Here is a 23885-nt window from a genome sequence, read left to right as displayed (position 1 = left end):
ATTGCTTTTTGGATTTCTCGGCGGATGCGCAGAATTGTAGCGTCGATCAACGATTGATCAACGCCCTGCTGCCGGCACCGGGCGGCCCGACCTTAATCAGAGACTGTCATGCAAAAACCTCTCTTCACGCTCGCGCTGCTGTGCGTCGCGAGCCTCGGCCCGATGACCCGCGCCCGCGCCGATACCGTCGTCGTGATCGGCTATGCCGGCGCGCTCACCGGCGCACAGGCTCACTTCGGCAAGGACAGCGAACGCGGCATCCAGCTCGCGATCGACGAGATCAACGCGACTCATCCGGTCATCGGCGGCCAGCCGGTCAGCTTCCGCCTCGACGCGGAAGACGACGCGGCCGATCCGAAGACCGCCACCACGGTCGCGCAACGCTTCGCCGATCAGCACGTGAGCGCGGTGATCGGCCATCAGAACTCCGGCACGTCGATCGCGGTCGCGCAGATCTACGCGAAGGCCGGCATCGCCGAACTGACGCCTTCGGCGACCAGTCCGCAGTTCACGCATCTCGGCCTGCGCACCACCTTTCGCATGCTGGCGAACGACGACTTCCTCGGCGCGGCCGTGGCGCGCTATGCCAGTGCGAACCTGCACGCCGGCCGCATCGCGGTGATGGACGACCGCACTGCTTACGGGCAGGGCATCGCGGACGTGTTCGTGCACGATGCGGGGAAGGACGGCGCGCGGATCGTCGCACGCGAATACACGACCGACCAGGCTTTCGACTTCGCGGCGCCGCTAACCCTGATCAAGGGCAGGAGCCCGGACGCGATCTTCTACGGCGGCATGGATACGCAGGGTGGTCCGATGCTCAAGCAGATGCGCAAGTACGGGATCACCGCGCCGCTGCTCGGCGGAGACGGGCTGTGCACGCAGGAGATCATGCGGCTCGCGGGAGATGCGCTGAACGGCAACCTGTACTGCGCGGACGGCGGCCGCAGCCTCGCGAAGATGCCGGGTGGCCCGGCGTTCCAGACGAAGTTCCAGGCGCGTTACGGCGAGCCGATCCAGCTTTACGCACCCTATGCGTACGATGCGATGCAGGCGGTCTATCACGCGATGCGCGACCAGCAGTCGACCGCGCCGGAGCGCGTGGTCGAGGGTCTGCACCGGATCGCGTTCGACGGCGTAACCGGGCGCGTGCAGTTCGACGAGCATGGCGATCTGCTGCATCCCGCCGCCACCATCTCGACGTTCAGGGACGGTCGGAAACAGGCACTCACCGAGGTATCGCAATGAATTCGATCCTGCCGATTGGCACGCCGTCGTTGCGCGAGCGCTCCGCGCCCCTCGCCGACCAGAGCGCGGCCGGCATCGTGGCCGATGCACGCGCGTTGACCGGCGCATTGGCCGCGTTTCGCGCGGAGCACGGCTTCGGCCGTGCCATCGCCGCGCCGCAGATCGGCGTGAATCGCCGCATGATCGCGCTGGCGCTGCCCGGCTGGCCGCGAGTGATCACCAACCCCGAGATCGTCTGGCACAGCACGAGCACCATGACCGTATGGGACGACTGCATGTGCTTTCCGGATCTGCTGGTGCGAGTGCGGCGTCACGAGTCCGTGTCGGTCGCGTTCACCACGCTGGACGGCGTACGCCAGACCCGCGAGAGACTCGGCCGCGCGGAGTCCGAGTTGATCCAGCACGAGATCGATCATCTCGATGGCGTGCTGTCGTTCGACCGGGCCGCCGGACACAACGCGATCGTCAGCCGCGCGCTGTTCGACGCCGATCCCGCGGCCTTCATCGCCACTGTCGATTTCCATCCGGGCCGGCCGGCGACGGAGGTGCGGTCATGAGCGCACCGGACATCGGCCGTCTCGACGGTCTCGCGTATCCGCGTGGCGCGGCCTTTATGAACGGACAGTTCATCCCGCTGTCGGAGGCGCGCATCTCGGTGCTCGACTGGGGGCTGCTGCACTCCGACGTGACCTACGACACCGTGCACGTGTGGAATGGCCGGTTCTTCCGGCTCGACAGCCACATCGCGCGGTTCCGTCGTTCGCTCGCAAAGTTGCGGCTTCGCGTCGACCTCACCGACGACGCGCTGCGCGACATTCTCGTCGAATGCGTTCGACGCTCGGGTCTGCGCAACGCCTACGTAGAAATGCTCTGCACGCGCGGCGTGTCGCCGACCTTCAGCCGCGACCCGCGCGATGCGGTCAACCAGTTCGTCGCGTTCGCCGTGCCGTACGGCTCGGTCGCGAACGAACGGCAACTGCGCGAGGGGCTGCACCTGCACGTGATCGACGACGTGCGGCGCATTCCGCCGGCTTCGGTCGATCCGCAGATCAAGAACTATCACTGGCTCGATCTCGTCACGGCGCTGCTGAAGGGCTACGACGCCGGCGCGGAGACCGTCGTCATCAAGACGATCGACGACACCATTGCCGAGGGACCGGGATTCAACGTCTTCGTCGTCAAAGGCGGGCAATTTTTTACGCCCGAGGCGGGCGTGCTGCACGGGATCACGCGGCAGACCGTGTTCGATCTCGCCGCGCGTGGCGACATGGCGGTCCATGCCGGCCCGATGTCCGAGCAGCAACTGCGCGAGGCCGACGAAATCTTCATCACCTCGACCGCCGGCGGCATCATGCCGGTGACACGGTTGAACGACGTACCGGTCGGCGACGGGCAACCGGGGCCGGTGACGCGATGGCTGTTCGACGCTTACTGGCAGGCTCACGACGACCCGGCATGGTCGCTGGAAATTGCATACGGCGATCGACTTTCAGGCTGACGCTGCCGCGGCACCGGACAGCAAATTCACCGCATCCCGGTCATGCCCGACCCGGTGCTCGCGAAATAGATCGCGAGGAAATACAGCAGCACGTAGAGCGCGTAAGTCTGCCCGTTGCCGGTATAGACGCGCCGTATCCCCGCCGCGGCCACGAGCGCGAAGTGCGACGTGCCGCGCCAGAACATTTGCGCGAACGGCGGCACCGTGCGGCTCAGGATCGGCCGGTAGAAGTGGTAGAAGTCGGGCCGATCGTCCGCATTGCCGCGCCGGCTGCGATAGAACAGCACGCCGAGCCCGAACAGGATCGCGGCGGCGATCAGCACGACGATCACGACCGGTGTCGGATTCCAGAACCCGTAGATGCTCTCGAGCGACATGCCGCCCCACACGAGCGTCGCCGCGAATTGCGGATCGATCGCGGCCGAGACCGGCTCGATCAGCAGCTTCGGGAAGAACGACAGGATCACGATGCCGATCACCAGCAGGAACTGCGGCACGAGCAGCGCGATCGGCGCCTCGCGCACGACAGCCCGCTGCGGCGGCCGCGCTCCGAGGAAGATGCCGTTCAGCAGGCGCGTTATGTAGAGAAAGCCGACGCACGTCGCCATCAGCCCGCACACCGCGAGCGCATACCAGCCCTTGTCGGTCATCGCGCTCAGCAGCAGCCATTTGCCGCCGAAGCCCATCAGCGGCGGCAGCCCCGACATCGACACGAGCGCGATCACGACCATCGCGAACGTGAACGGCATCTCGCGGGCGAGGCCGCCCACGTCGGCGAAGTTGCGCGTGCCGGTGCGCAGGATCACGCCGGCGAGCGCGAGGAACAGGATGCCCTTCACGAACATGTGATTGGCGACCAGATACAGCGCGGTGACCCAGCCGAGATGGCTCATCAGGCCGATCGCGGTCACGATGTAGCCGATCTGGCTCATGCTCGACAACGCGAGCATGCGTTTGAAATCGTTCTGCCGGAAAGCCATCAGCGCGCCGAAGAGGGTCGTCAGCATGCCGATCCACGTCATCACGTGCGCGAGTTCGAGGCCGACCTCGGAGCGTATCGCCAGATAGGTGCCGATCAGCAGCCCGAACATCGCGACCTTGCTGACCACGGCCGACAGCATCGCGGTCACGTCGTCTTCCGCCTCGGTATAGGCGCCCGGCAGCCATACGTGCACGCCGATCGCGCCGGCCTTGATCAGGAAGCCGGCCGCGAGCAGCACGAACGCGCGATTCGCTTCCGGTCCCGAGTGGATCAGCGCGGACAGTTCGATGGTGCCGTCGATCGCCGCGACGCTCGCGAAACCCGCGAGCAGGAAAAACGCCGACAGCAGCGAAAACAGCAGGAAGGTCAGCACGTGCGGCCCCGCGCGCCGGCATTTGGCGATCAGGAAGCACGACGACAGCGTGATGATTTCCCAGCTATAGAAGAATTCGAGCGTCGTCGACGAACGCAGCAGCGCCGGGATCGACAGCGACAACACCACCAGCATCGGATAGAAACCCGTGCGCTCGTCGTCGCGGTAGAGCGTCGCCGCGGTGATTACGAGGCTGCCGGCGAGCAGCAGCCACGCGAACAGTCCGGCGATGCCGTGCGTGCCTTCGGCGAGCAGACTGCCGATCAGCGCAATTGCAATCAGCGCGAGCACACCCTTCGCGCGGCCGGGCAGCCGGTCCGCCGCATAGAACAGCGCGCCCGCCGCGAGCGGCGAGAACAGCCACACCGACGCGACGCCCGACAGCGCGGCCGCGAGATAGCCCACGGCGATCAGCAGGATCGCGACGCCGAATAGCGGCAACAGCGCGAAAACATCGGGCCTGGATTCGGGCTCGTTGTCCGACGGACTCAGCGCGCGCACGAACCAGTGGAACATGTACGCCGCCTCGAGCAGCGAGCCGGTCAGGATCAGCACGATCCAGTACGGCTTGCCGGCGGCGGTCAGGCGCATCACCAGTTCCCACTTCGCCCAGAAGCCGGGGAACGGCGGCAGCCCCGCGATCGCGACCATGAAGAGCCCGAGCAGCGCGATCAGCAGCGGACTGCGCGACAGGACCGCGCGCGCATCGCTGCCGTGCCGCCGCACCACGCCAACCAGCCAGAACAGACCGGCCTTCGCGAGCAGATGGTTGATGAAGAGGCCGCCCACCACGAGCGGGACCGATGCATCCGCGCCGACATGGCGCAGCAGCGCGAGCGACAACATCAGCAGCGCCATTTGCCCGATCGACGAATAGCCGAGCACGCGTTGCGGTTTCGATTGCTTCAACGCCAGCAGGTTCGAGAACAGGAAGGTCGCGCCGCCCGAGACGGCCAGCAGCGTGAGCTGGCCGTCGAACAGCGGCAGCAGTTTCAGCAGCGCGAAGAACACGCCCGCCGAGACGCCGACCGATATCATCGCGGCGACGCCGCTCGGCGCGGTCTCGTAGACGTCGAGCCCCCAGCCGTTGGCCGGAAACGGCTTCAACTCGATCACGAGGCTCGCGAACACGAGCAGAACCGCCGTCGTGCCGATCGGGCCGCCGAGCTGGTCGCGCATGAGCAGCAGTTCGTCGATGTTCAGCGTGCCGCTCACGTAATAGAGCAGCACCGCGCCGAGCAGGAAGAAGGTCGACGCGATCACGGTCGCGATGATGTACTTGAACGCGGCGGCGAGCGCGGCCGGCGTGCGGTCGAGCCCGAAGAGCCCATACGTCGCGATCGAGACGATCTCGAGAAACACGAACAGGTTGAACAGATCGCGGGTCATCACCATGCCGTCGATACCCATCACCAGAATCAGATACAGCAGCAGCGCCGCGTAGTTATCGCGCAGACGGTCCCACAGATGCAGCGCGCCGAGCAGCGCGACCACGTTGACGCTGAAGGTGAAGAAGCCTTCCCACAGGCCGAAGCGCAGATTGATCGAGACCGGCGGCAGCGCGCCCCCGGTCAGTACCTCGATCGTGTTGCCGCCTTCGATGAGGCCATGGAACGACACGCCGCTCACCAGCACGATGCCGCACAGCGCGATAAAGAAGCCGAGCGTGAGCCACGGCTTGCCGAGCCGGTACAGCAGCGGAATCACGAAGCCGCCGCCGAGCCCGAGAATGAAGATGTGCAGCGGATGAAAGAGCGCGGCTACCATTTCGACTCTGTGAACGCGTCGATGGAAAGTGTCTTTTTAGCGGCGTAAAGACGGATCGCGAAGGCAAGCATGATGGCCGTGACCGACAGCCCGATCACGATCGCGGTGACGACGAGCGCGGACGGAATCGGATCGATCGCGCGGCGCGCGGCCTCGGCCTTGCTGAGCGCGGCATCGATGATCGGCGCGGTGCCGCCCGTGATGTAGCCGGTTGCGACCATCACGATGTGCAGCCCCGTGTCGATCACCGCGAAGCCGATGATGATGCGCAGAATGTTGCGATGAGTCAGCATGCCCCACAGGCCGATCAGCGACAGGCAGAAGCCCGTGATCAGCAGAATGGTCGAAACCGGCAAGCCCGTGTTCATGCGCGCTTCTCCTCGTTCAGCTTCTGAACCGGTCGATGATGACGCTCAGTTCCGCGCCGACCTTGACGCCGAGCAGCGCGGAAATCAACGGAATGGCGCCGGCGCTGAAGAACGCGCCGAATTCACCGCGCGGCAGGAAGCGCGCGTCGAGAAAACCGCCTGCGAGCACGAGGCCCAGAATGCCGATACACACGTAGATCACGCCGGCAAACGATTCGACGACGCTCAGCAGCGCGACGTTCAGCGTCGAGCCGGGTCGCGCGAGCAGCATCAGCATCACGCCGGAGGCGACGATCGCGCCGCCCTGGAAGCCGCCGCCGGCCGACAGGTGGCCGTTGACGATCACGTAGCCGCCGAAGGTGAAGATCATCGGCAGCAGCAGTTGCTTGCCGGTGTGCACGATTTCGCCGGCGGGGCGGCGCGCCGGCGTGGTTTCGTCCGTGGACGCGGGAGGCGTCGCGTTGCTTTCCTCTTTCAGCAGCACGCCGACGCTCGCCGCGACCATGAACAGCACGGCGACCTCGCCGAGCGTGTCGAAGCCGCGATAGGTAATCAGAATGCCGGTCACGATGTTCGGCGCGCCGAGTTCGAGCGGCCCTTTCACGACGTAGTATTCGGCGAGCGGGCGCAGCGCCTGCAATTCCGCATAGCCGCCGACGAGACGCCAGAACACGATGGCGAACAGCACCACCGTCAGCGCGGCGAACACGCGACGCATCATGATTCCGCCTCCCTGCCGGTGGGCTCGTCTTCGTCGGCGAGCGCGTCGGTGACCGTGGACGAGGTCATCGGCGTGCGGATCAGCCACGCCGCGCGCGACAACGCATGCGACGACACCGGGTTGGTCACCAGCACGAAATAGATCACGAGGATCAGCCGGAAAGTCCAGTTAGGGTGATAGAACGCGAGGCCGATCAACACGAGCATATTGCCGAGCGTCGACGCCTTGGTGCCCGCCTGGATGCGCGTGTACGCGTCCGGCATGCGCAGCAGGCCGAGGCCGGCGGAGAACAGAAAGACGGCGCCCGCGAGGATGAACACGCTGCCGATCAGTTCGAACATGCGCTAGCCCTTCTGATAGCCGGTTTTACGGATTGCATAGAGAAAGATGAAGGTCGCGAGTCCGGAGCCGATCGCGGCTTCGGCCATCGCGACGTCGGGCGCGGCCAGCAGAAGGAAAGCCACCGCGGCGAACAGGCTCGCGAGTCCCGAGCTGACCATTGCGGCCATCAGGTTCTTCAGGCAGACGGCGAGCACTCCGCTCACGAGAATACTCGCGCACATCAGCAGCAGGAGCAGTTCGAGCATGGCTCACAGCCCCCTTTCGAGAAAGCGCGCAATCGCGAGCACGGCGAGAAAGCTCAGCAGCCCGTAGACGAGCGCGACGTCGATATAGACGAAGCGGCCCGACACCTGCGCATAAAGCGCGATCAGCGAGATCGAGATGACCGTCAGCATGTCGATCGCGACCACTCTGTCGATCAGTGTCTTGCCGAGCACGAGACGGATCACGCCGAACAGGATCGCGAGGAAGATCAGCACGGCGGCGATCCGAAGCATGATCTCAGCCAAAGACCTTCTCCAGATGTTTTTCGAAAGGCGCGACGAGTGCTTCGGTGGCTGCGTCGATATCGGTCGTCTGCACGTCGAGCCAGTGAATGAACAGTATGTCGTCCCGAATATCCATGACGAGCGAACCGGGCGTGAGTGCAATCGAATTGGTCAGCGCGAGCCGGCCGAGCGGCGTTTTCAGACGGGTGCGCACCTTGACGATGCCGGGCTCGATGTCGATACGCGGCGAGTACACATACGCCATCATGTTGAGATTGGCGCGCGCGAGCTCGACGAGGAAGGTTCCGCTATAGGCAACGAAGTGATAGAGCGCGCGCGGTGTCAGGCGAAGACGGCACCATGCTTCGCTCGAAGAGGCGAACGCGTGAGCAATGACGAAGGTGATGGCAAGACCGACCAGCGCGGGTTCGACGGCGAGCGACGCATTGGCGATCATCCAGATGACGAACAGAATGATCCAGAGGCCGAGCATCCCCCGAGGAACAAACGACGACACCGGTTTTCCGTTGTTTGGAGCCATGTCATGAGTTCCTGAAAGGGAGCCCTGTCGAAAATTCTATGTGACAATTTATGGCAAAGCAACCGGAGCGAGGTGTTATGCGGGCTGTTCACCAGTGGACGCTGTATGAGTGTAAATACCCTACTCGAACGGAAAGAAATCTGTGTGAATAAAGATATTTCGCGTGGTTTGAGGTGAGAGCGGTTCGCATGTGAACGAACATCAGGATCTCCACGCGCTGGACGTGGCCGTCGTTCGCCGCGCTCATGTTCGTATCGATATCGGGAATCGTGGTTTGATTCCGTGTTTCAGTTGCTGACGAACGAAATTAAATCTATTTGGATATTCTCAATGAATGGCCGGCGAAGTTTTGGCACTTGCATGCGCTAATTCACTGCAAAGATATTCTGCATAATTTCTTGATGTAGCGCATTGCGGTTTTCAATATCTAATAGATTCGGCGATGGCTGTTGAACGGGTCTATGCGCGTCGTGCATGAATTGATTTTTTTAATGAATTTGTGCGGACGCCCGGATCACGGTCGAATGTCGGGTTCCGCGCGGCGTGACCATTGGAATCGCGTCGCGCATTCGTATTTCTTCAGAAGAGTGATAAGGAGCAAAAATGAAAGCCATGCTTGCAACCCTGACGATTGCGCTGCTCGCCGTATCGTCCGGCAGCGCAATCGCCAAGGACTGGCCGACCGTGCGGTTCGGCGTCGACGCGAGCTATCCGCCGTTCGAATCGAAAGCGGCCGACGGCAAGCTCGTCGGTTTCGACATCGACCTCGGCAATGAGATTTGCCGCCGTCTGAACGCGAAATGCGTGTGGGTCGAAAACTCGTTCGACGGGATGATTCCGGCGCTCAAGGGACGCAAGTTCGACGGTGTGCTGTCGACGATGTCGATGACGCCCGCGCGTCAGGCGCAGATCGCGTTCTCGTCGAAGGTATTCCGCATTCCGACGCGTCTCGTCGCGAAGAAGGGCTCGGCGATCGAGCCGACGCCGGAAGCGCTGAAGGGCAAGCGCATCGGCGTCGAGCAGGGTTCGATCCAGGAAACCTATGCGAAGACCTATTGGGAGCCGGCCGGCGCGGTGATCGTGCCTTATCAGGACCAGGATCTCGTCTATTCGGATCTGCTTGCCGGCCGTATCGACGCGTCATTGCAAAATGCGGTGCAAGCCGAAATAGGCTTTTTGCGCACGCCGCGCGGCAAGGACTTCGCATTCGCCGGCAATCCGCTTTACGACGCGAAAACGCTGGGCAGCGGCACTGCAATCGGTTTGCGTAAAGAAGATACCGATCTGCAGGCCAAAATCGATAAGGCCATTGCCGATATGCGCGCGGATGGTACTTACGACCGCATCGCGAAGAAGTATTTCGATTTCGACGTGTACGGTCAGTAATCGCGGCAACAAGAACCCGCGCACGTACGCCGGCGTTTTCCGTCGACGGGACCCGGCGATGACGATGTTTCGAAGCCTCGCGCGTGATCCTCGAGCCGGGGCTTCGTCCGTCTACGCGACGAAGTCGGCCGCCATATCCGCATCGGTGCGCGCTTCCAGCCGGCCGCTACGGCACGCGTCGCGGAATTTCTCGTAGTCCTTCTCCACCTGGTCGGCATACGCGCGCGAATAGAGGACCAGCGCTTCGGCCATCTGATCGCCATTGCCGAGATAGCCGTCGACCTCGATCGCGAGCCCGCCCGCTTTCGCGTGAGCCCGCGCGAGCACCCAGCCGCACATGCCCGCGTACTGACGGAACGTGTCTTTTGCAAACAGCTCGAGCGTCGCCGAGATCTTCATGTCGCGCAACTGGCGGCCGTAGATCGCGCGCCGGAACGGCCCCGAGGTCCAGCCGAGGAACGGGTCGCTCGCGCCCTGCATCAACTGCTGTCCGTCGACGACGCGCTGCCCTTGATGCTTCGGCCCTGGCGCCTTGAAGTAGCGCGCCACGACCGAGGTGGACGCTTCCTTGAACTGGATAAAAAGCGGTTTCTCATGCTGATCGACCATCAGCAGGATCAGGCAGCGCGTGCCGACGCTGCCGACGCCGACGACCTTGAACGCCATGTCCTGCATCGTGAAGTGATCGAGCAGCGTGCGGCGCACCGTGCCGAGCGATTTCAGGTAGTGCCCGTAGATCGGCTGCATCAGCGTGCGCCAGTCGCCGAGGCCGAGCCAGTCGTCCTTGTGCGTGAACAGCGTGTTCCTGCCGTGCACGTGAAAAACGGTCGGCGGCACGTCGCGTATCTGCCAGATGCCTTCGCGCCGGCTCGCGAGCTTCGGCAGGATCGTCTCGTGCGTGCGGCGCGAGGCTTTCTCGATGCCGTTGCGGATGCGTTGCCGCGCATCCTCGGTGGGCGAGATTTCCTCGAGACGCGCGAACGTGATCAGCTCGCACCATAGTTCGAGCGGGCTCATTGCCGCGTACACCGAGGTCCAGTGCTGGTAGCTCCGCACGCAGGTCGCGACTACTTCATCCGCGAGCCTGTCGCCGTGGCCCAGGTGCCTGACCGCAATGTAGAGGCTCGCGACGAGACGCTTCAGGTCCCATTCCCACGGACCGATCGCCGTTTCGTCGAAGTCGTTGATGTCGAACACGAGCGCGCGCTCGGGCGTCGCGAAGCCGCCGAAATTCATCAGGTGGCAATCGCCGCATATCTGGAAATGAAAGCCGCTGTTCGCGGTGGTCGACAGGTCATGCGCCTGGATGATCGCGCTGCCGCGATAGAACGTGAACGGCGACGCGAGCATGCGTCCGTAGCGCAGCGGCACGAGGGTTTCGACGCGTCCGCGGCTGCTTTCGCGCAGCAGACGGACGGGATCGCGATCGATATTGCCGATGCCGGAGTGGGCACTGCGCGGCGTGTTCTTGCGTGCACGGCGGCCGAGTGCGCGGCGGTCCGCGAGCGATTCAGGTGGCGTCATCGTTTGCCCCTTGGAGATGCGGCGTTGTTCGATTCGTTTTGCACACGACGAAAACCTTACCTGCACTCTCCGCCTCTTCTCTGCCACGCCTGATGCGGCTGGACGCGCCGCGGCGCTATGGGGCCCGAGGGTGACGGTGAATTGTCTGGCTTGCCGGTTGAAACTCTAGCGTGTCTGCGCGGGTATTGCCATAGAGGCCATGCGCAAGCACGACGAGCTCATGCGCTCTGCTTATTGCGAGACCTTTTCCGATTCGACCACGAGGTCCAGCACGTAAGCGACCGATGGTCCATCGGCGGGCGGATTGCTGATGTTGAAGCGCTTCACGCGCAACACGTTGCGGATGCCCGGTGTATGCGTATAGCCCTCGATATCCTGGTTCAGCGGCTGCCATTCGCCAGGCGTGCCGCTCGGCAAACCCTGCTCGTCGAAGTGGCGTTCGCGCACCAGCAGACACTGCTTGCCCGGAATCAGCGGATGGTTGCACGGCACCGTCTGCGCGGCCACTTCGAGGAAGGCCCTTTCACCGGGGCCGCCGTAACGTGTTTCAGCCGTGGGCACGCCGGTGAAACTCAACGTGTCGCCGCTGTCGGTAACCAGTTGCAGACGGGGGGCGTTGTCGCGCGAGAGCAGGTTCACGCCGACGCTGCCGCGCAGGCGCTGTGAAATGGCGTCGTCGAGCGCGGAGAGGGCGGGATCGTGGCAGGCCATCATGGTGCTCATCATCGGGCCGATCTGCAGCCGTCCTTTCCTCACGCTATAACCGGCTCCCATGTTGTTGCAGCTATTGACCACGTTGAGACGGTCAGCGCCGAAATCGAGTTGCACCGGCTGGTCCGGACGGACGAACAACGCATCGATGCGGCTGCCCTTGCTGTCGATCGCGTTGTTGAGTTGCCAGTGGTACTGGCTGAGCAGCGTGGTTCCGCCAGCCGACGGTGCGCTCGCGGCAGCCGTGGCAGATGTGCCCGGCGCGCTCGTCGACGGCGCGGGACTGGTCGCCACGGGTGTTTGCGAGCAGGCGGCAAGGGCCAGTGGCAGCAATAGCATGCGGAATTTCACGTCGGTACCTCCGTTCGTTCTGTGGATGTGCCAGGCGGCTGGTCGCGCTATGGGCGGATGGACGGGACAGTCAAGTCAAGTCGCTTGCGGGAAGACCGGAACGCCGGTGAATGATGTCCGGTGCCTGCCTCGTCCGGTGCCGGGTATCAACTTGACGCCCGACAGCATAACGCAGGTGGTTCGCAAATCTTTGAACTTGCCGGATAGTGTCGACGAGTCCGCAGCCGGAAAATGTAACTTGTAAAATGCGTTTACGGAGGTTACGATGAAACATCGTCACCTCACATCCCGTTACCGCAGATGGACTACCGTCAGATTCCCGCGATCTTCGTGGCCGATGCGCCAGGCCTCGATTTTCTCAACTCGGTCGCCACGCCGGTGGACGAACCGGTTGACTGGATCGGCGATGGGGAAGGTTTGCTGGCCTGGCTCGAACAGGCCGGGTTCGTGCCGCCCGCCGCGCTGGCGGCGCTGCGGTCGCGGTTCACACCGGCCGAACTCGACGCTGTCGCGTTGCAGGCTCGCGAACTGCGCGAGTGGTTCAGAGGATTCGTGCAAAAGCGCAAGGGCCGGCCGCTGATCGCGAGGGATTTGCGCGAACTCGCGCGCCTGAATCGACTGCTGGAGCGGGATGAGCGGTACGCGGAAATCGTCGCCGGTGGCGTCGGTGGCGAGGCGGCTCTCGAATTCCACACGAATCGACGCTGGACATCGCCGGAATCATTGCTGCTGCCGATTGCCGAGGCGTTGGCGAAACTCGTGTGCGACGAAGACTTCACTTATGTGAAAGCGTGCGAAGGGCCACGCTGCACGCTGATGTTTGCCGATCATACGCGCGGCCATGCGCGTCGCTGGTGCAGCATGGCGATCTGCGGTAATCGCGCGAAGGTTGCGGCTCACCGCAAGCGGCTCAAGGAGCAGGCGAACGGCTGACGCGATAGCGGCGGCAACGCGGCGGTTGTGTCGATGCGGGCGAGATCCAGCAGCGTCCATGATCCGTAGCCGAACGTCGATTGCGATCCTGAAACCCATTGCGCGAAGCGTCCGGATTTCCGCGACGAGTTCATCGCACGGCGGACGCGGCCCGGTTTCGAGCAACTCGATCATCAATGCGTCGGGCGCGCAGCTGCGCGCGAGATAGCTGCTTTCGAGGCACTGACGGAGTTTGCCGTTCAACAGTTGTGACGGATTTGCCGATGCGCGGGGAATTGAAAGATCGCGGGCTGTCCTGCAAGGTGTCGATGCGCACACTCGTCGTTTGGTGAAGTTGAATCAGGCGTCGTTGCCTTGCGCACATCGCGCGATTGTGCAGCGTGCCTGACGGACGGCGAGTCGCCTGGAGCCGGTTGCGCGGCAGGCGCGAGACGGGGAGTCCTGCACGCCCAACCCGGACGCAACGTGCGCGGCGTGAGGCTCGGACAGCGGAAGCTTGCGCATACGGACCCGCATCGTCTTGTACATTTCCCCGGAAGCCGCGCCGTACAGTTCGTGGAGAACATGTTTCAGCACGCCCGACTCGTTCCACGCGAGAAAGCGCCGGTGGCATGTCTGATAGGACGGGTATTTGCCCGGCATCGCGGACCAGGCATCGCCGCTGTTCATGACCCATAGCACGCCATTGAGCACTTCACGTGTATTGGCCAGCGGGCGACCACGCGATTCACGACGCGGACGCAGTTCAGGTAGTAGCTGTGCGACGCGCAGCCATTCTTCATCATTGATATCGCGATAGACCGTCACGATTTTTCCCTTGAGCAAAGCATTCAGGAAAAAATATAACGACGGTCCTTCGCTGGATATTTGACATGTCCGATTTTCAGGAAGCGCGAAGAAAGGGACACGAGTTCGACATTGAGCCGTTGAATGGCGGCCGCGATGCCGATTTGCGGCGCGTCGTCGCGCTAGTGCTGCCGCCCGGAGTCAGTTGGATAAGCCTCCTGCAGGGCAATCGAGCCGGTCTCCAGCAACGATTTGAGGTTGGACATGATCTTCGGCCAGCCGCCCGACACCGCTTCGATGAATTTCGACGGCTCGCGCTCGATCGTGTGCGTGATCGAAAGTTTGACCGCCGTGCCGAGTGGTTCGAGTTCCATCGTGCAGCGCGAATCGCCTTCGGCCGTGAGTTCGGGCCGGATCTGATGCTGCCAGCGGATCACGAGCCGCCGCGGCGGTTCCGCCTCGATGATCTCGCCCGCGTCAAAGATCTGCCCGGTGTCCGACACGAGCTTCCACGGCGAGCCCGCCGTCCATCCGCTTTCGCAGTGCATGCCGAACCAGTACTGCTTCATGAACTCCGCATCGGTCAACGCCGACCATAGCTTTTCCGGCGTGGTGCGGATGTAAGTCACGTAGACAAAGGTCGATCGGGTCATTTGTCTTTCTCCAGACGTCGTTTCAGATTCGACAGCGCTTTGAGGCGCGGCTTCTCGAACTTGGCAATCCAGCGCTCGTAGATCGCCTGCAGCGGTACGGGATTGAGGAAGTGCAGCTTTTCGCGGCCACGCCGCATGGTGACGACGAGGTTCGCCGCCTCCAGCAGACCCAGGTGCTGTGTCACGCCTTGCCGCGTCATGTCGAGGTGCTCGCACAAATCGTTGAGGGTCTGGCCGTCGTGCGCGTGCAGCAGATCCAGCAGCTTGCGCCGGCTCGGATCGGCGAGGGCTTTGAACAGCAGGTCGGGGTCGTCGGGGCGCTCGGCCATGAACGGCTATAGGCAAGTAATCTGTTGCATTTACTATAGGCAAGAGATTACTTGCATGTCAAGCGGTGCGTGTTCTATTTCGCGGCGATGTATCGGCGCACAACAAAGTCTGCGGCAACTCGAAAAATCGTTGCGCGTTGCACAATGGAATGTCATTTTGAGCAATCGAGACTAGGCGGCTGATAGGTGATAGCAGCTGGGCTATTTCCCGCTGCTTACCAAGAGGTGCTTCGAGAAACGAATAATGAATTGCCTGGCACCGTGTCGGCGATCGAGTTCCGCGATGAACTCCTCAAGAAGAGGTGACCCGACAAACACCCAATACTCGGTGATCGCCTTCATATCCGCAGGGCGATTCGAGCGGCGCGTCACGATGGCCTATTCGTCGGGGCCAGCGGCATTTCGGATAACCAGATCCCATCTCGCAGCAGGGGGCTAGATCTGATCCGTAATCCGTTTTGCGACATCCTGCAGTCTTGCCAGATAACGATCCACCACTTCATCGGCCGACAGGACCGACGAAAACCAGGTCAATCCGACCACGGCAGCGACGAACTGTCCTGACATCACAGGTACGGCGATCGTACCGGACACCGGATGCAGCCTGGGATCGCGTAACGCATAGCGCCGTTCACGGGTCTCGTTCAGGACAGCCATCAACGCATCCCGATCGTTCGCGAGGCGATCCTCGGGATGGCTGCTCTGGCGCACGACGCCGAGCAGCATCTCTTGCTCCTCCGCCGAACAGAACGCCAGATATGCACGACCGAGCGCATGCGCAACGAGGCTCAGACGCATGTTGATCGAAGTGTGCAAGAGCGACAGCGGTGAATACGGGATCGTGCTGTACCGCACGACTACCGCATCGATATCGAGCATTCCGACCGCGATCGGCCACTTGATCTCTTCGGTCAATGCGCGCGTCAAGGGAGCGGCGATCTGCACGATCCGCGGCACATGGTGATAACCGGAATTCAGCGCATTCACACCGTCGAGCAGACGATATTCGCCGGGACGGCCGCCGCGCGCGACGAGCCCCAGATCCTCGAACGTCCGGAGTAGCCGCACCAGCGTGGGCTTCGGCAAGCTCGTCAGCTGATGCAGGGCGTCGAGCGTTGAAACCGGCACCTGGTTCAATGCGCGCAAAAGAATGATCGCGCGTTCGACTGAGCGGATCGAGGCGTCGCGTTCCGCCATCGCTTATCCTGTGAGCATATGCGCGCCTCGGTGGCGCGTTTTTACGGTACCTCGCATTATGACGGCATCCAAACCCGTGGCGGCGCCCATCACGCTACCAATGCTTCCGCACCTTTGCGCAGCAGCGATTGATCCGATCCGACCACGAACCAGTTCGCGCCCATCGCTTCGAATTCGGCGCATTCGGCGAGCGATCCTGCGGCGACGCCGCCGGTCTTGCCGGAGCGCCGAGCAATGTCGAGTACGTCGACGGTCGCATCGATTACCTCGGGCGCTCGCGAGTCGGTGAGGCCGAATGAGATCGCGAGATCCGCGCGGCCGATAAAGAGGCCCATCACGCCGTCGATCGCCGCGATGTCGGCCGCCGCTGCGCACGCTGCGCGGCTTTCGATCTGGCACATGATCCTCGTGCCCTCACCAGCTTCAATTGCTTTGCTCATGCCCATTGCGCCGTAGCCGGCGAAACGCGGCGAACTCGAAAAGCCGCGCTCTCCATCGATGAAACGCGTGCGCGCGACCACGCTGCGCGCTTCGTCGACCGTATCGACGTGCGGAACGAGCAGCCCTTCGACGCCGAGATCGAGGACCCACTGGATCGTGCTCGCGTTCTTGTCTGGAATGCGGACGAACACGGGCAGTTGTACCGAGCGCGCGGCGATGACCATCATGTCGATCGTCGTCCGGTCGAACGGTGCATGCTCGGCGTCGATCACGGCGAAATGCAGGCCGGCTCCGCCGAGGACCTCGACGACTTGCGGAGCCGCCGTCTTGATGAACGTGCCGATCGCGCGCACGGGGGTATGACTGGAAGACATGAGCGAAAACCTGTGTAGTAAAGGGGAAGAGGGACGGCGCTGGCGAGAACGGCGCGTTTCCGATGCGAGCGTCTCAGTCGGCGCGCCGCATCGTCAGTTGCATGATGAGCGCCGTGATACTTAGCAACAGCAGGCACACGGCGGGCAGCAGCATCGCCTGTCCCGAATGGCCGAGCGTCCTGGCGATCCGCGGCATCAGGTTCTGCGCGATGAAGCCGCCAAAGTTGCCGATGCTGCTAATGGTCGCGAGACTTGCCGCCATCCGCCGGCCGCTGAAGTACTTCGATGGCAGCGACCAGAAGCACGGCAACAGCATCGACGTGCATGGCGTGCCGATCACGAGGGCGATATAGCGGGCACTCGGATCGTCGAGCAGCGGACTGACGATGAAGGCGAGCGCGCCGATTGCGCCAATGATCGCGGCCGCGCCACGGATTCGCGAGTCGGTATTGAGCAGGCGCGGCACGGTGAGCAGCAGCACCGACGTGAGTGCCCATGGCACCATCGTCATGATGCCGATCGTCGTACTCGACACGCCGAAGCCCTTGATTACCGTCGGCAGCCAATAGATCACGCCGTTCAGCGAAATGCTCAACACCGCGTAGCCGAGCGCGAGCACCAGCACGCGACGGTCGGCCAGCACGGTCCAGATATTGCCGCTATGACTCGTGCCGGGCGCCTCGTCGGCAATCATCCGCGTGAGGCGATTGCGCTCGTCGGGGGCGAGGAACCGCGCGGTTTCCGCGCGTTCAGGCAGTGCGAACAGTACGACGGGCGCGGCCATCAGCGCGACCATCCCGGTAATGATGAAAACCCACTGCCATCCGGCGTAGTGCCACATGCCATCGAGGGACAGCAACGCACCGCCGAACGCGGAACCGAGCGTGTTGCCAAGCGCGCTGCCGAGCGTGAGTAACGCGAGCCCGCGCACCTGCTGGCGGCGCGGTAGCCAGATCGACAGGTAATAGATGATGCCCGGATAAAGCCCCGCTTCTGCCGCGCCCACCAGAAAGCGCAGCGCGGCGAACATGGTGCCCGATGAGATATACGCGATGGCGAGCGTGGCGATGCCCCAGCTCATCATGATGCGAAAGAACCATTTCGGCGCGCCGAAGCGGTGTACGCCGAGCGCGCTCGGCACCTCGAATGCCAGATAGCCGATGAAAAACAGCGACGACGCGAGGCCGTAGGCGGTCTCCGTCAGGCCGATGTCATGCACCATCTGCAGCTTCGCAAAACTGACGTTCATCTTGTCGATGACCGACACGAGATAAGTCGCCATGATGAGCGGCGTGATGCGCCACCACACGCGCCGTATCAGTTGTTCATCCTGCGCGGTCAGGGCGCCATCCGCGACGCCCGCGATCGAACTGTCCATGTCTCCTCCAAGGTATATCGGGCCGGCTTTCGTCTATAGGTCCGCCTGCGGACGCCGGTTCGTCATCGACCCGGGTGCCCGCGGCTCCCGAGTCGTGCCGCGCCATCCTACGACGCATGTTCCCGCCTCGCCAGCCGCAATCTCAGGGATTCCGTACTGCGGAATCTGTCGTTGGCGATGGCCTGATCACCACGTGTTCATTGCCTGATTGCGAGGTTTGAGCCTCGCAGCACATTCCGCAGAGCGAAAAGTCCAGGAAAGCTGCTTGGTCGATCCGGCGGTCGCGTGGAACCATACGACCCGCTGCACACAACGTGCAGCGGCGACGCAAGTTCGCCGTCAAAAAAGGAGAGGAGACACCCATGCACAAACACCTGTTCGCGGCGGCCTTCTGCTGTCTTGCCGCAAGCGCGCACGCGCAAAGTAGCGTGACGCTCTACGGCATCATCGATATGGGCTTTCGCTACAACACCAATGCGGGCGGCAAGCAGCAATACGCGGTCGGAGGCGGCAACGAAAGCGCGTCGCGCTTCGGCTTGCAGGGCAGCGAGGATCTCGGTGGTGGCTATCGCGCGATCTTCACGCTCGAAAACGGCTTCTACCCGGCGAACGGCACGCTGCAGGCCGGGCTGATATTCGGACGACAGGCTTATGTCGGCCTCGATTCACCGTACGGCACGCTGACGGTCGGCCGGCAATATCTGACGCTGTCGACTTATCTAGGACCGTTCGAGTCCGGATCCGACTGGGCTGCGCGCGGTGCCGGCTACGGTTATCACCCGGGCGGCCTCGACGACGTCGACGGTACCGAGCGCGCGAACAACGCAATCAAATACGTGAGCCTGCGTTATCACGGACTGCAGGTCGGCGTGACCTACAGCCTCGGCGGCGTGGCCGGTAACTTCACGCAAAACCAGATCTATTCGTTCGGTATCGACTACGGTATCGGCCCATTCAAGGCCGCGGCGGCGTATCTGTCGGCGAAGAATCCGAACTACTCGCTGTGGGGCAACAATGCAACCAGCAGCGCGGCCGGCAGCAACATCACGAGCCCGGTTTTCAGCGGCTACGCGAGCGCCGCTTCGCAAAAGACCGCCGGCGTGGGTCTTTCCTATGCGCTCGGCACTGTCACGCTCGGCGGTATCTATACAAACACCCGATTCGACGATCTGGGCGCCACACCGGTCGGGGGCTCGACGCTGCCCGCCAGCGAGCGCGGCAAGTCGGTGAGCTTCAACACCGGTGAAGTCAACCTCAAGTATCACGTGACGCCCGCTTTGCAACTCGGCCTCGCCTATGTCTACACCCGCGTCAGTTCGTTCGCCGGACAAAGCGGCGCGAGCTATCAGCAATGGAACGCGGGCGCGAGCTACACGCTGTCCAAGCGTACCGATGTTTACCTCACTGTGCTGCACGAAAGCGCGGGCGGCTTCGATTCGACACGCCGTCGCGCGGTTGCCGCGCTCACGTCCGCTACACCTTCGACGAGCGATGTGCAGACTGCCGTCACGTTCGGCCTTCGCCATCAGTTCTGAAATGCCGTCTCAATCCGTTCCGCACCTGGAGTTCCGATGACCTCAACCGATTCATTCGATTCAACCGGTTCAACGCCGCGCGCCGATATCGTGCTGTTCGATTCGCACGCGCATCTCGTCGCCGACGATCAGACCGCATATCCGCGCAATCCGATGAAGCGTCCGCCCGATGCACCGCCGCGCCTGCCCGGCGTGATTGGTTCGCCGGGTGGCGCGCACGGTCCGCATCCCCATAACGAAGTGCCCGATGTTTCGCGCATGCTGCCGTGGATGGCCACACAAAACGTAACCGGCGCTGTCGCCGTGCAAAAGCGCATGATTTATCGCTACGACAACCGCTACATCCTCGATTCGTCCGATCGTCATCCGGACGTGTTTTCGGCGGTCGTTATTCTCGATGGCGAAGACGAACGCACACCCGCGCTGATCCGCGAATACGTGGCGAAGCACCAGCTCGCGGGCGTACGGCTCTTCGGCGGGCGCACGCCGGACGGCGACATGCCGTGGCTCGAATCGCCGCGCGCGCTCGATACGTGGGCCGTGTGCAACGAATTCGGCCTCGTGATGGATCTCGAAGTGCTTGCCATCGGCGGCGGTGGCCCGTCCATTCCGGCCATCATCGCGCTTGCACGGCGCTTTCCGCGCGTGCGCGTCGTGCTCGATCACATGCTCGAACCGGAGGTCGAGGACGACAACTACGGCTTCGACGCGCGCTACGTGCCGCTCGGCGCGGAGCCGAACATCTTCTTCAAGTTCACGTCGATCAATCTCGATGTCTACCGGGAAACGAACACGCCTGCCGACCAGGTGTTGCGCTGCGCGGTCGATATGTACGGGGCGGATCGCATCATGTGGGGCTCGGATATCGGCACGTCGTCGGGGACCTATGCGGACATGGTGCAGCGCATGGTCGACGCCACCGCGCTCCTGACCGATGACGAGCGTCACGCGGTGCTTTACGCCACGGGCAAACGGGTTTTTATCAAAGGCGGCGTGGCCGCGAGCGAGGAACAGTCATGAGTACGGCAATCGATAACAGCGTGCGGCAGACCGCCGTTTACGACCTCGCGCCCGGCATGGCGGCGCGCGCGCAGAACTTCATCGTGCAATGGCTCGAAAGCGGCAAGGTCCTCGAGGCGTCGAGTACGCACGAAATGATGCTGCTGCTGCCCGACGGCGGCGCCGATCTGCGCACCGCGCACGGCACGATACAGGTGAGCGGCCACAGCGTCGTGATCCTTCCGGCGGGCGCGGTGTCGGTGCGCGTGAACGGCAACGATCGCGGGATTCTGGTGGCGTCGTCACGCACGGATCTGGCCGGCGACGCGGCCTGCAACGCGAACGACTATGCGCGGCCTGACCCGCGCCTGGTCGGCAGCGACGCTGGCTATCGCCGCACGCGCGGCGCGGGCGAAGTGCATGTGATCGATATCGACCGGATCGCGCCGCCAGCTGGCAAGCCGCGGCTGAAGATCGTGCAGTCGGAAACGCTCAGCATCAGCTGGAGCGATCACCCCGGCGCGCGCGATCGCACGAAGCTGAGCCCGCATAGTCATCCGGATTTCGAGCAGGGATCGCTGATCGTCGATGGCCACTACGTGCATCACCTGCGCGTCACGTGGGGGCCAAACGCGAATGCGTGGCGCGACGATGAGCATCTGCCGGCCGGACCCGCGTCGTTCATCGCGATTCCGGCGCAACTGATTCATACGACCGAGGGTATCGGCGATGGGCGGCATCTGCTGATCGATGTGTTCTCGCCCCCGCGACAGGACTTCATCGACAGCGGGTACGTCGCTAATTCGGGCGATTACACTCGGGACGGCGCCTGACCATGCACGCACGCAAAACCATCATTACCTGCGCGGTCACAGGCAACATCACGCGGCCCGACCAACATCCTGGCCTGCCGGTCACGCCAGCGCAGATTGCGCAGGCATCGCTCGATGCCGCGTCTGCGGGTGCGGCGGCCGTGCATATCCATGTGCGTGATCCCGTGACCGGTCGGCCGTCGATGGAGCTTGCTCTCTACGCCGAGGTGATCGAGCGCATCCGCGAGCAGAACCGCGATCTCATCATCAATCTGACCACCGGTCCCGGTGGCCGCTTCGTTCCTCGCGACGACGATCCGAAGCTGGCGGCGCCAGGCACAACGCTGATGGCGCCGGAACGCCGTGTCGAACATATCGTCGCGTTGCGCCCCGATATCTGCAGCCTCGATCTGAACACGATGAATTCCGGCGACGAGATCGTGGTGAACACGCCGAAGAACGTCACACGGATGGCCGCCGCGATTCGCGCGGCGGGCGTCAAGCCGGAGCTCGAGATCTTCGATTCCGGCGACCTGCATCTGGCGCGTGATCTGATCGCCTCGGGCGTGCTCGAAGGTCCTGGACTGTGGAGTCTCGTGACGGGCGTCAAATACGGATTTTCGGCATCGCCCGAAACGCTGCTTTACGCGCGCAGCCTGTTGCCCGACGGCGCGGTGTGGGGTGCGTTCGGGATCGGACGATATGAGTTTCCGATGGTCGCGCAATCGTGGCTCGCGGGTGGCCACGTGCGCGTTGGGCTCGAAGACAACCTCTATCTGACCAAAGGGGTGCTCGCCGCGAGTAACGCCGCGTTGGTCGAACGGGCGCGGGACATCGTTATCTCGCTCGGCGGCAGCGTTGCCTCTCCAAGAGATGCGAGGGAGATCCTTCAGCTGAAAATGGGTTGAACGTACCGCCGCCAGGACTTCGGCTTCAACTTGCGGGTCGCTTAAATTTCGAAGTTGTGTCGATGCTGTAGGTCCTGCAACGCTAGCGACTGGATGGCAACGCGGTGCACCATCTCCTTCCCCGTCATACATCTCTGGTGGTTCCGGATTCGTGCGTCCCTCTCCTTGCGCTGGCGGGCGTCGAGCGATGCCTGCTCGGCAGCAAGAGCATGAAGATGGAGGCCAACGAGTTCATGCGCCGCTTCCTGCTGCATGTGCTTCCCGTCGGTTTCCATCGCCTCCGTCACGGTGGACTGCTGGCGAATCCGGTACGCCGCGCCACTCTCGTGAAGGTGCGTGAACTGCTGCACATCACGGCACCGGTCAATACATCACCCGAAGAGACGCTCGTTGAAACCTGGCCGGCCTTCATCTGCCGGCACTGCGGCGCGCCGCTGATCGTCATCGATATCCTTGCGCGCACCGCACCGATTCGCGCACCAGCCACGCTCGGGCGACTTGGCCGCCGCGATATCCTGTCGATGATGACGGCACGTTACGGCCTACAGAAAGCTTTCATGCACGAAACGCTCAAGCAATTAAGCATCGGCTGGCGACAGGGTGTCGCACCGAGCACGGGGAAAAACCATTTATAGTGCACTGCACAAGCCTGTGCGGTTGGTAGGTGCGACTTGGCGGTCGTGTTATAATGCACTGCACAAACCCTGTCCGATCGGTAAGTGCGATCTGACGACCGCGTCCGGCGTTGCCGGGTTGCGGACAGACATGCCGCTGAAGGTGATTTGACACGCCTGTCAGCTTCGCCCAGTTTCTGTCTACACCATCAAAATGAGGTCCCTGTGAAATACCTTCCCCGCATCGCCGCGTCTGGAGCACTCCTCGTCGTCGCTCTCGGTATCGTCACCTTCGCCCAGATCAAGTTCGCGCCGCAATCCGCAGACAGCAACCCGGTTGCACGGATTGTCCTGAACGTCGAGTCGCAACTGAACGGCTGAGCGACTCCACCGCTGTATGTAGCCCGCGCCCCGCGGGCAACGAAAAACCCGTCTTGCTCGACGAGAAGTAAGCGGTGACCACACCGTCTTGACGGTCGTCGAAACGGCGTGGGATGCGTTACCTGGATCCGTTCACGTAAATCTTGCAGGCTTTACCACGGTCGTCCGTGGCGGCCATATATTTGCGGCCACTGACGGGCCAGTGCTTGCCGCGCTACACGCCGCTGCGCTCTGCATGCAGCGGC

General features: G+C 63.0%; 26 protein-coding genes. 11 read left to right on the top strand and 15 right to left on the bottom strand.

The genetic code is table 11. The features are described 5' to 3' along the window. The first annotated feature begins 108 nt into the window (after positions 1–108). The 3 genes from QM685_RS14950 to QM685_RS14940 are packed head-to-tail and all read left to right on the top strand — an operon-like array spanning position 109 to position 2746. Positions 109–1248, top strand: coding sequence for a branched-chain amino acid ABC transporter substrate-binding protein (locus QM685_RS14950; protein ID WP_415117136.1), 1140 nt, complete (start codon positions 109–111; stop codon positions 1246–1248). Further along, positions 1245–1805 carry a peptide deformylase gene (locus QM685_RS14945; protein ID WP_415117135.1) on the top strand — a complete coding sequence of 187 codons (561 nt, stop codon included), beginning with the start codon at positions 1245–1247 and terminating at the stop codon, positions 1803–1805. Before QM685_RS14950 ends, QM685_RS14945 begins: the two co-directional genes overlap by 4 nt. Beyond that, on the top strand, positions 1802–2746 hold the full coding sequence (locus QM685_RS14940) for an aminotransferase class IV (RefSeq protein ID WP_415117134.1): 945 nt from the start codon (positions 1802–1804) through the stop codon (positions 2744–2746). The genes QM685_RS14945 and QM685_RS14940 overlap by 4 nt, the downstream gene beginning before the upstream one ends. 26 nt (positions 2747–2772) lie before the next feature. Here QM685_RS14940 and QM685_RS14935 read toward each other — a convergent pair whose 3' ends face one another. Genes QM685_RS14935 through QM685_RS14905 form a run of 7 tightly spaced genes read right to left on the bottom strand, consistent with a single transcriptional unit; the run spans position 2773 to position 8328 of the window. Continuing rightward, positions 2773–5868 carry a proton-conducting transporter membrane subunit gene (locus tag QM685_RS14935; protein WP_415117133.1) on the bottom strand — a complete coding sequence of 1032 codons (3096 nt, stop codon included), beginning with the start codon at positions 5866–5868 and terminating at the stop codon, positions 2773–2775. Further along, positions 5862–6236, bottom strand: coding sequence for a sodium:proton antiporter (locus QM685_RS14930; RefSeq protein ID WP_415117132.1), 375 nt, complete (start codon positions 6234–6236; stop codon positions 5862–5864). Before QM685_RS14930 ends, QM685_RS14935 begins: the two co-directional genes overlap by 7 nt. Before the next feature lie 16 nt (positions 6237–6252). Further along, positions 6253–6957 (bottom strand): Na(+)/H(+) antiporter subunit B, encoded by a 705-nt coding sequence (locus QM685_RS14925; RefSeq protein WP_415117131.1) that lies wholly within the window; start codon positions 6955–6957, stop codon positions 6253–6255. Beyond that, positions 6954–7298, bottom strand: coding sequence for a monovalent cation/H(+) antiporter subunit G (gene mnhG, locus QM685_RS14920; RefSeq protein ID WP_415117130.1), 345 nt, complete (start codon positions 7296–7298; stop codon positions 6954–6956). Before mnhG ends, QM685_RS14925 begins: the two co-directional genes overlap by 4 nt. Before the next feature lie 3 nt (positions 7299–7301). Beyond that, entirely contained in the window at positions 7302–7544 is a 243-nt protein-coding gene (locus QM685_RS14915) for a hydrogenase subunit MbhD domain-containing protein (protein WP_085486229.1), read from the bottom strand. Positions 7545–7547: 3 nt separating this feature from the next. After that, positions 7548–7808: a monovalent cation/H+ antiporter complex subunit F gene (locus QM685_RS14910; RefSeq protein WP_415117129.1), complete on the bottom strand. Its 261-nt coding sequence runs from the start codon at positions 7806–7808 to the stop codon at positions 7548–7550. Continuing rightward, positions 7801–8328: a Na+/H+ antiporter subunit E gene (locus QM685_RS14905; RefSeq protein ID WP_415117128.1), complete on the bottom strand. Its 528-nt coding sequence runs from the start codon at positions 8326–8328 to the stop codon at positions 7801–7803. Before QM685_RS14905 ends, QM685_RS14910 begins: the two co-directional genes overlap by 8 nt. 603 nt (positions 8329–8931) lie before the next feature. On the opposite strand from QM685_RS14905, the gene QM685_RS14900 reads away from it, so the two are divergent. Next, positions 8932–9714: an ABC transporter substrate-binding protein gene (locus QM685_RS14900; protein ID WP_415117127.1), complete on the top strand. Its 783-nt coding sequence runs from the start codon at positions 8932–8934 to the stop codon at positions 9712–9714. A gap of 111 nt (positions 9715–9825) precedes the next feature. Here QM685_RS14900 and QM685_RS14895 read toward each other — a convergent pair whose 3' ends face one another. Then, a complete protein-coding gene (locus tag QM685_RS14895; protein WP_415117126.1) occupies positions 9826–11238 on the bottom strand; it encodes a DUF2252 domain-containing protein in 1413 nt (470 codons plus the stop codon). Between the two features lie 231 nt (positions 11239–11469). Continuing rightward, positions 11470–12300 (bottom strand): DUF4377 domain-containing protein, encoded by an 831-nt coding sequence (locus tag QM685_RS14890; RefSeq protein ID WP_415117125.1) that lies wholly within the window; start codon positions 12298–12300, stop codon positions 11470–11472. 300 nt (positions 12301–12600) lie between these two features. Between QM685_RS14890 and QM685_RS14885 the strand changes: the two genes are divergently transcribed. After that, a complete protein-coding gene (locus QM685_RS14885; RefSeq protein WP_415117124.1) occupies positions 12601–13233 on the top strand; it encodes a CGNR zinc finger domain-containing protein in 633 nt (210 codons plus the stop codon). Positions 13234–13572: 339 nt separating this feature from the next. On the opposite strand, the gene QM685_RS14880 is transcribed toward QM685_RS14885, so the two are convergent. The 6 genes from QM685_RS14880 to QM685_RS14855 all read right to left on the bottom strand — a co-directional run bounded on the left by QM685_RS14880 (position 13573) and on the right by QM685_RS14855 (position 18391). Beyond that, complete coding sequence (locus QM685_RS14880; protein ID WP_415117123.1) at positions 13573–14040, bottom strand: transposase; 468 nt, start codon at positions 14038–14040, stop codon at positions 13573–13575. 161 nt (positions 14041–14201) lie between these two features. Next, a complete protein-coding gene (locus QM685_RS14875; RefSeq protein ID WP_415117122.1) occupies positions 14202–14672 on the bottom strand; it encodes an SRPBCC family protein in 471 nt (156 codons plus the stop codon). Continuing rightward, a complete protein-coding gene (locus QM685_RS14870) occupies positions 14669–15001 on the bottom strand; it encodes an ArsR/SmtB family transcription factor (RefSeq protein WP_415117121.1) in 333 nt (110 codons plus the stop codon). The genes QM685_RS14875 and QM685_RS14870 overlap by 4 nt, the downstream gene beginning before the upstream one ends. A 435-nt stretch (positions 15002–15436) precedes the next feature. Further along, a complete protein-coding gene (locus QM685_RS14865; RefSeq protein ID WP_415117120.1) occupies positions 15437–16198 on the bottom strand; it encodes a DNA-binding transcriptional regulator in 762 nt (253 codons plus the stop codon). Between the two features lie 89 nt (positions 16199–16287). Beyond that, positions 16288–17013: an HpcH/HpaI aldolase family protein gene (locus tag QM685_RS14860; RefSeq protein WP_415117119.1), complete on the bottom strand. Its 726-nt coding sequence runs from the start codon at positions 17011–17013 to the stop codon at positions 16288–16290. A gap of 73 nt (positions 17014–17086) precedes the next feature. Then, the gene (locus QM685_RS14855) at positions 17087–18391 is read right to left on the bottom strand and encodes an MFS transporter (RefSeq protein ID WP_415117118.1); all 1305 of its coding nucleotides are present in this window, start codon (positions 18389–18391) and stop codon (positions 17087–17089) included. Positions 18392–18753: 362 nt separating this feature from the next. Between QM685_RS14855 and QM685_RS14850 the strand changes: the two genes are divergently transcribed. From QM685_RS14850 to QM685_RS14825, 6 genes are all read left to right on the top strand, one after another. Next, a complete protein-coding gene (locus QM685_RS14850; RefSeq protein ID WP_415117117.1) occupies positions 18754–19926 on the top strand; it encodes a porin in 1173 nt (390 codons plus the stop codon). 36 nt (positions 19927–19962) lie between these two features. Next, the gene (locus tag QM685_RS14845; protein WP_415117116.1) at positions 19963–20946 is read left to right on the top strand and encodes an amidohydrolase family protein; all 984 of its coding nucleotides are present in this window, start codon (positions 19963–19965) and stop codon (positions 20944–20946) included. Continuing rightward, positions 20943–21758, top strand: a complete 816-nt coding sequence (locus QM685_RS14840) for a hypothetical protein (RefSeq protein ID WP_415117115.1) — start codon at positions 20943–20945, stop codon at positions 21756–21758. Before QM685_RS14845 ends, QM685_RS14840 begins: the two co-directional genes overlap by 4 nt. A 2-nt stretch (positions 21759–21760) precedes the next feature. Further along, entirely contained in the window at positions 21761–22645 is an 885-nt protein-coding gene (locus QM685_RS14835; protein ID WP_415117114.1) for a 3-keto-5-aminohexanoate cleavage protein, read from the top strand. Between the two features lie 209 nt (positions 22646–22854). Continuing rightward, a complete protein-coding gene (locus QM685_RS14830; protein WP_415117113.1) occupies positions 22855–23280 on the top strand; it encodes a transposase in 426 nt (141 codons plus the stop codon). Positions 23281–23484: 204 nt separating this feature from the next. Then, positions 23485–23640, top strand: coding sequence for a hypothetical protein (locus tag QM685_RS14825; protein WP_415117112.1), 156 nt, complete (start codon positions 23485–23487; stop codon positions 23638–23640). Positions 23641–23885: the final 245 nt, after the last annotated feature.

It is taken from the genome of Paraburkholderia sp., from assembly GCF_047605525.1.
Taxonomy (GTDB): Bacteria; Pseudomonadota; Gammaproteobacteria; order Burkholderiales; family Burkholderiaceae; genus Paraburkholderia.
This window is presented reverse-complemented; position numbering and strand designations above follow the sequence as displayed.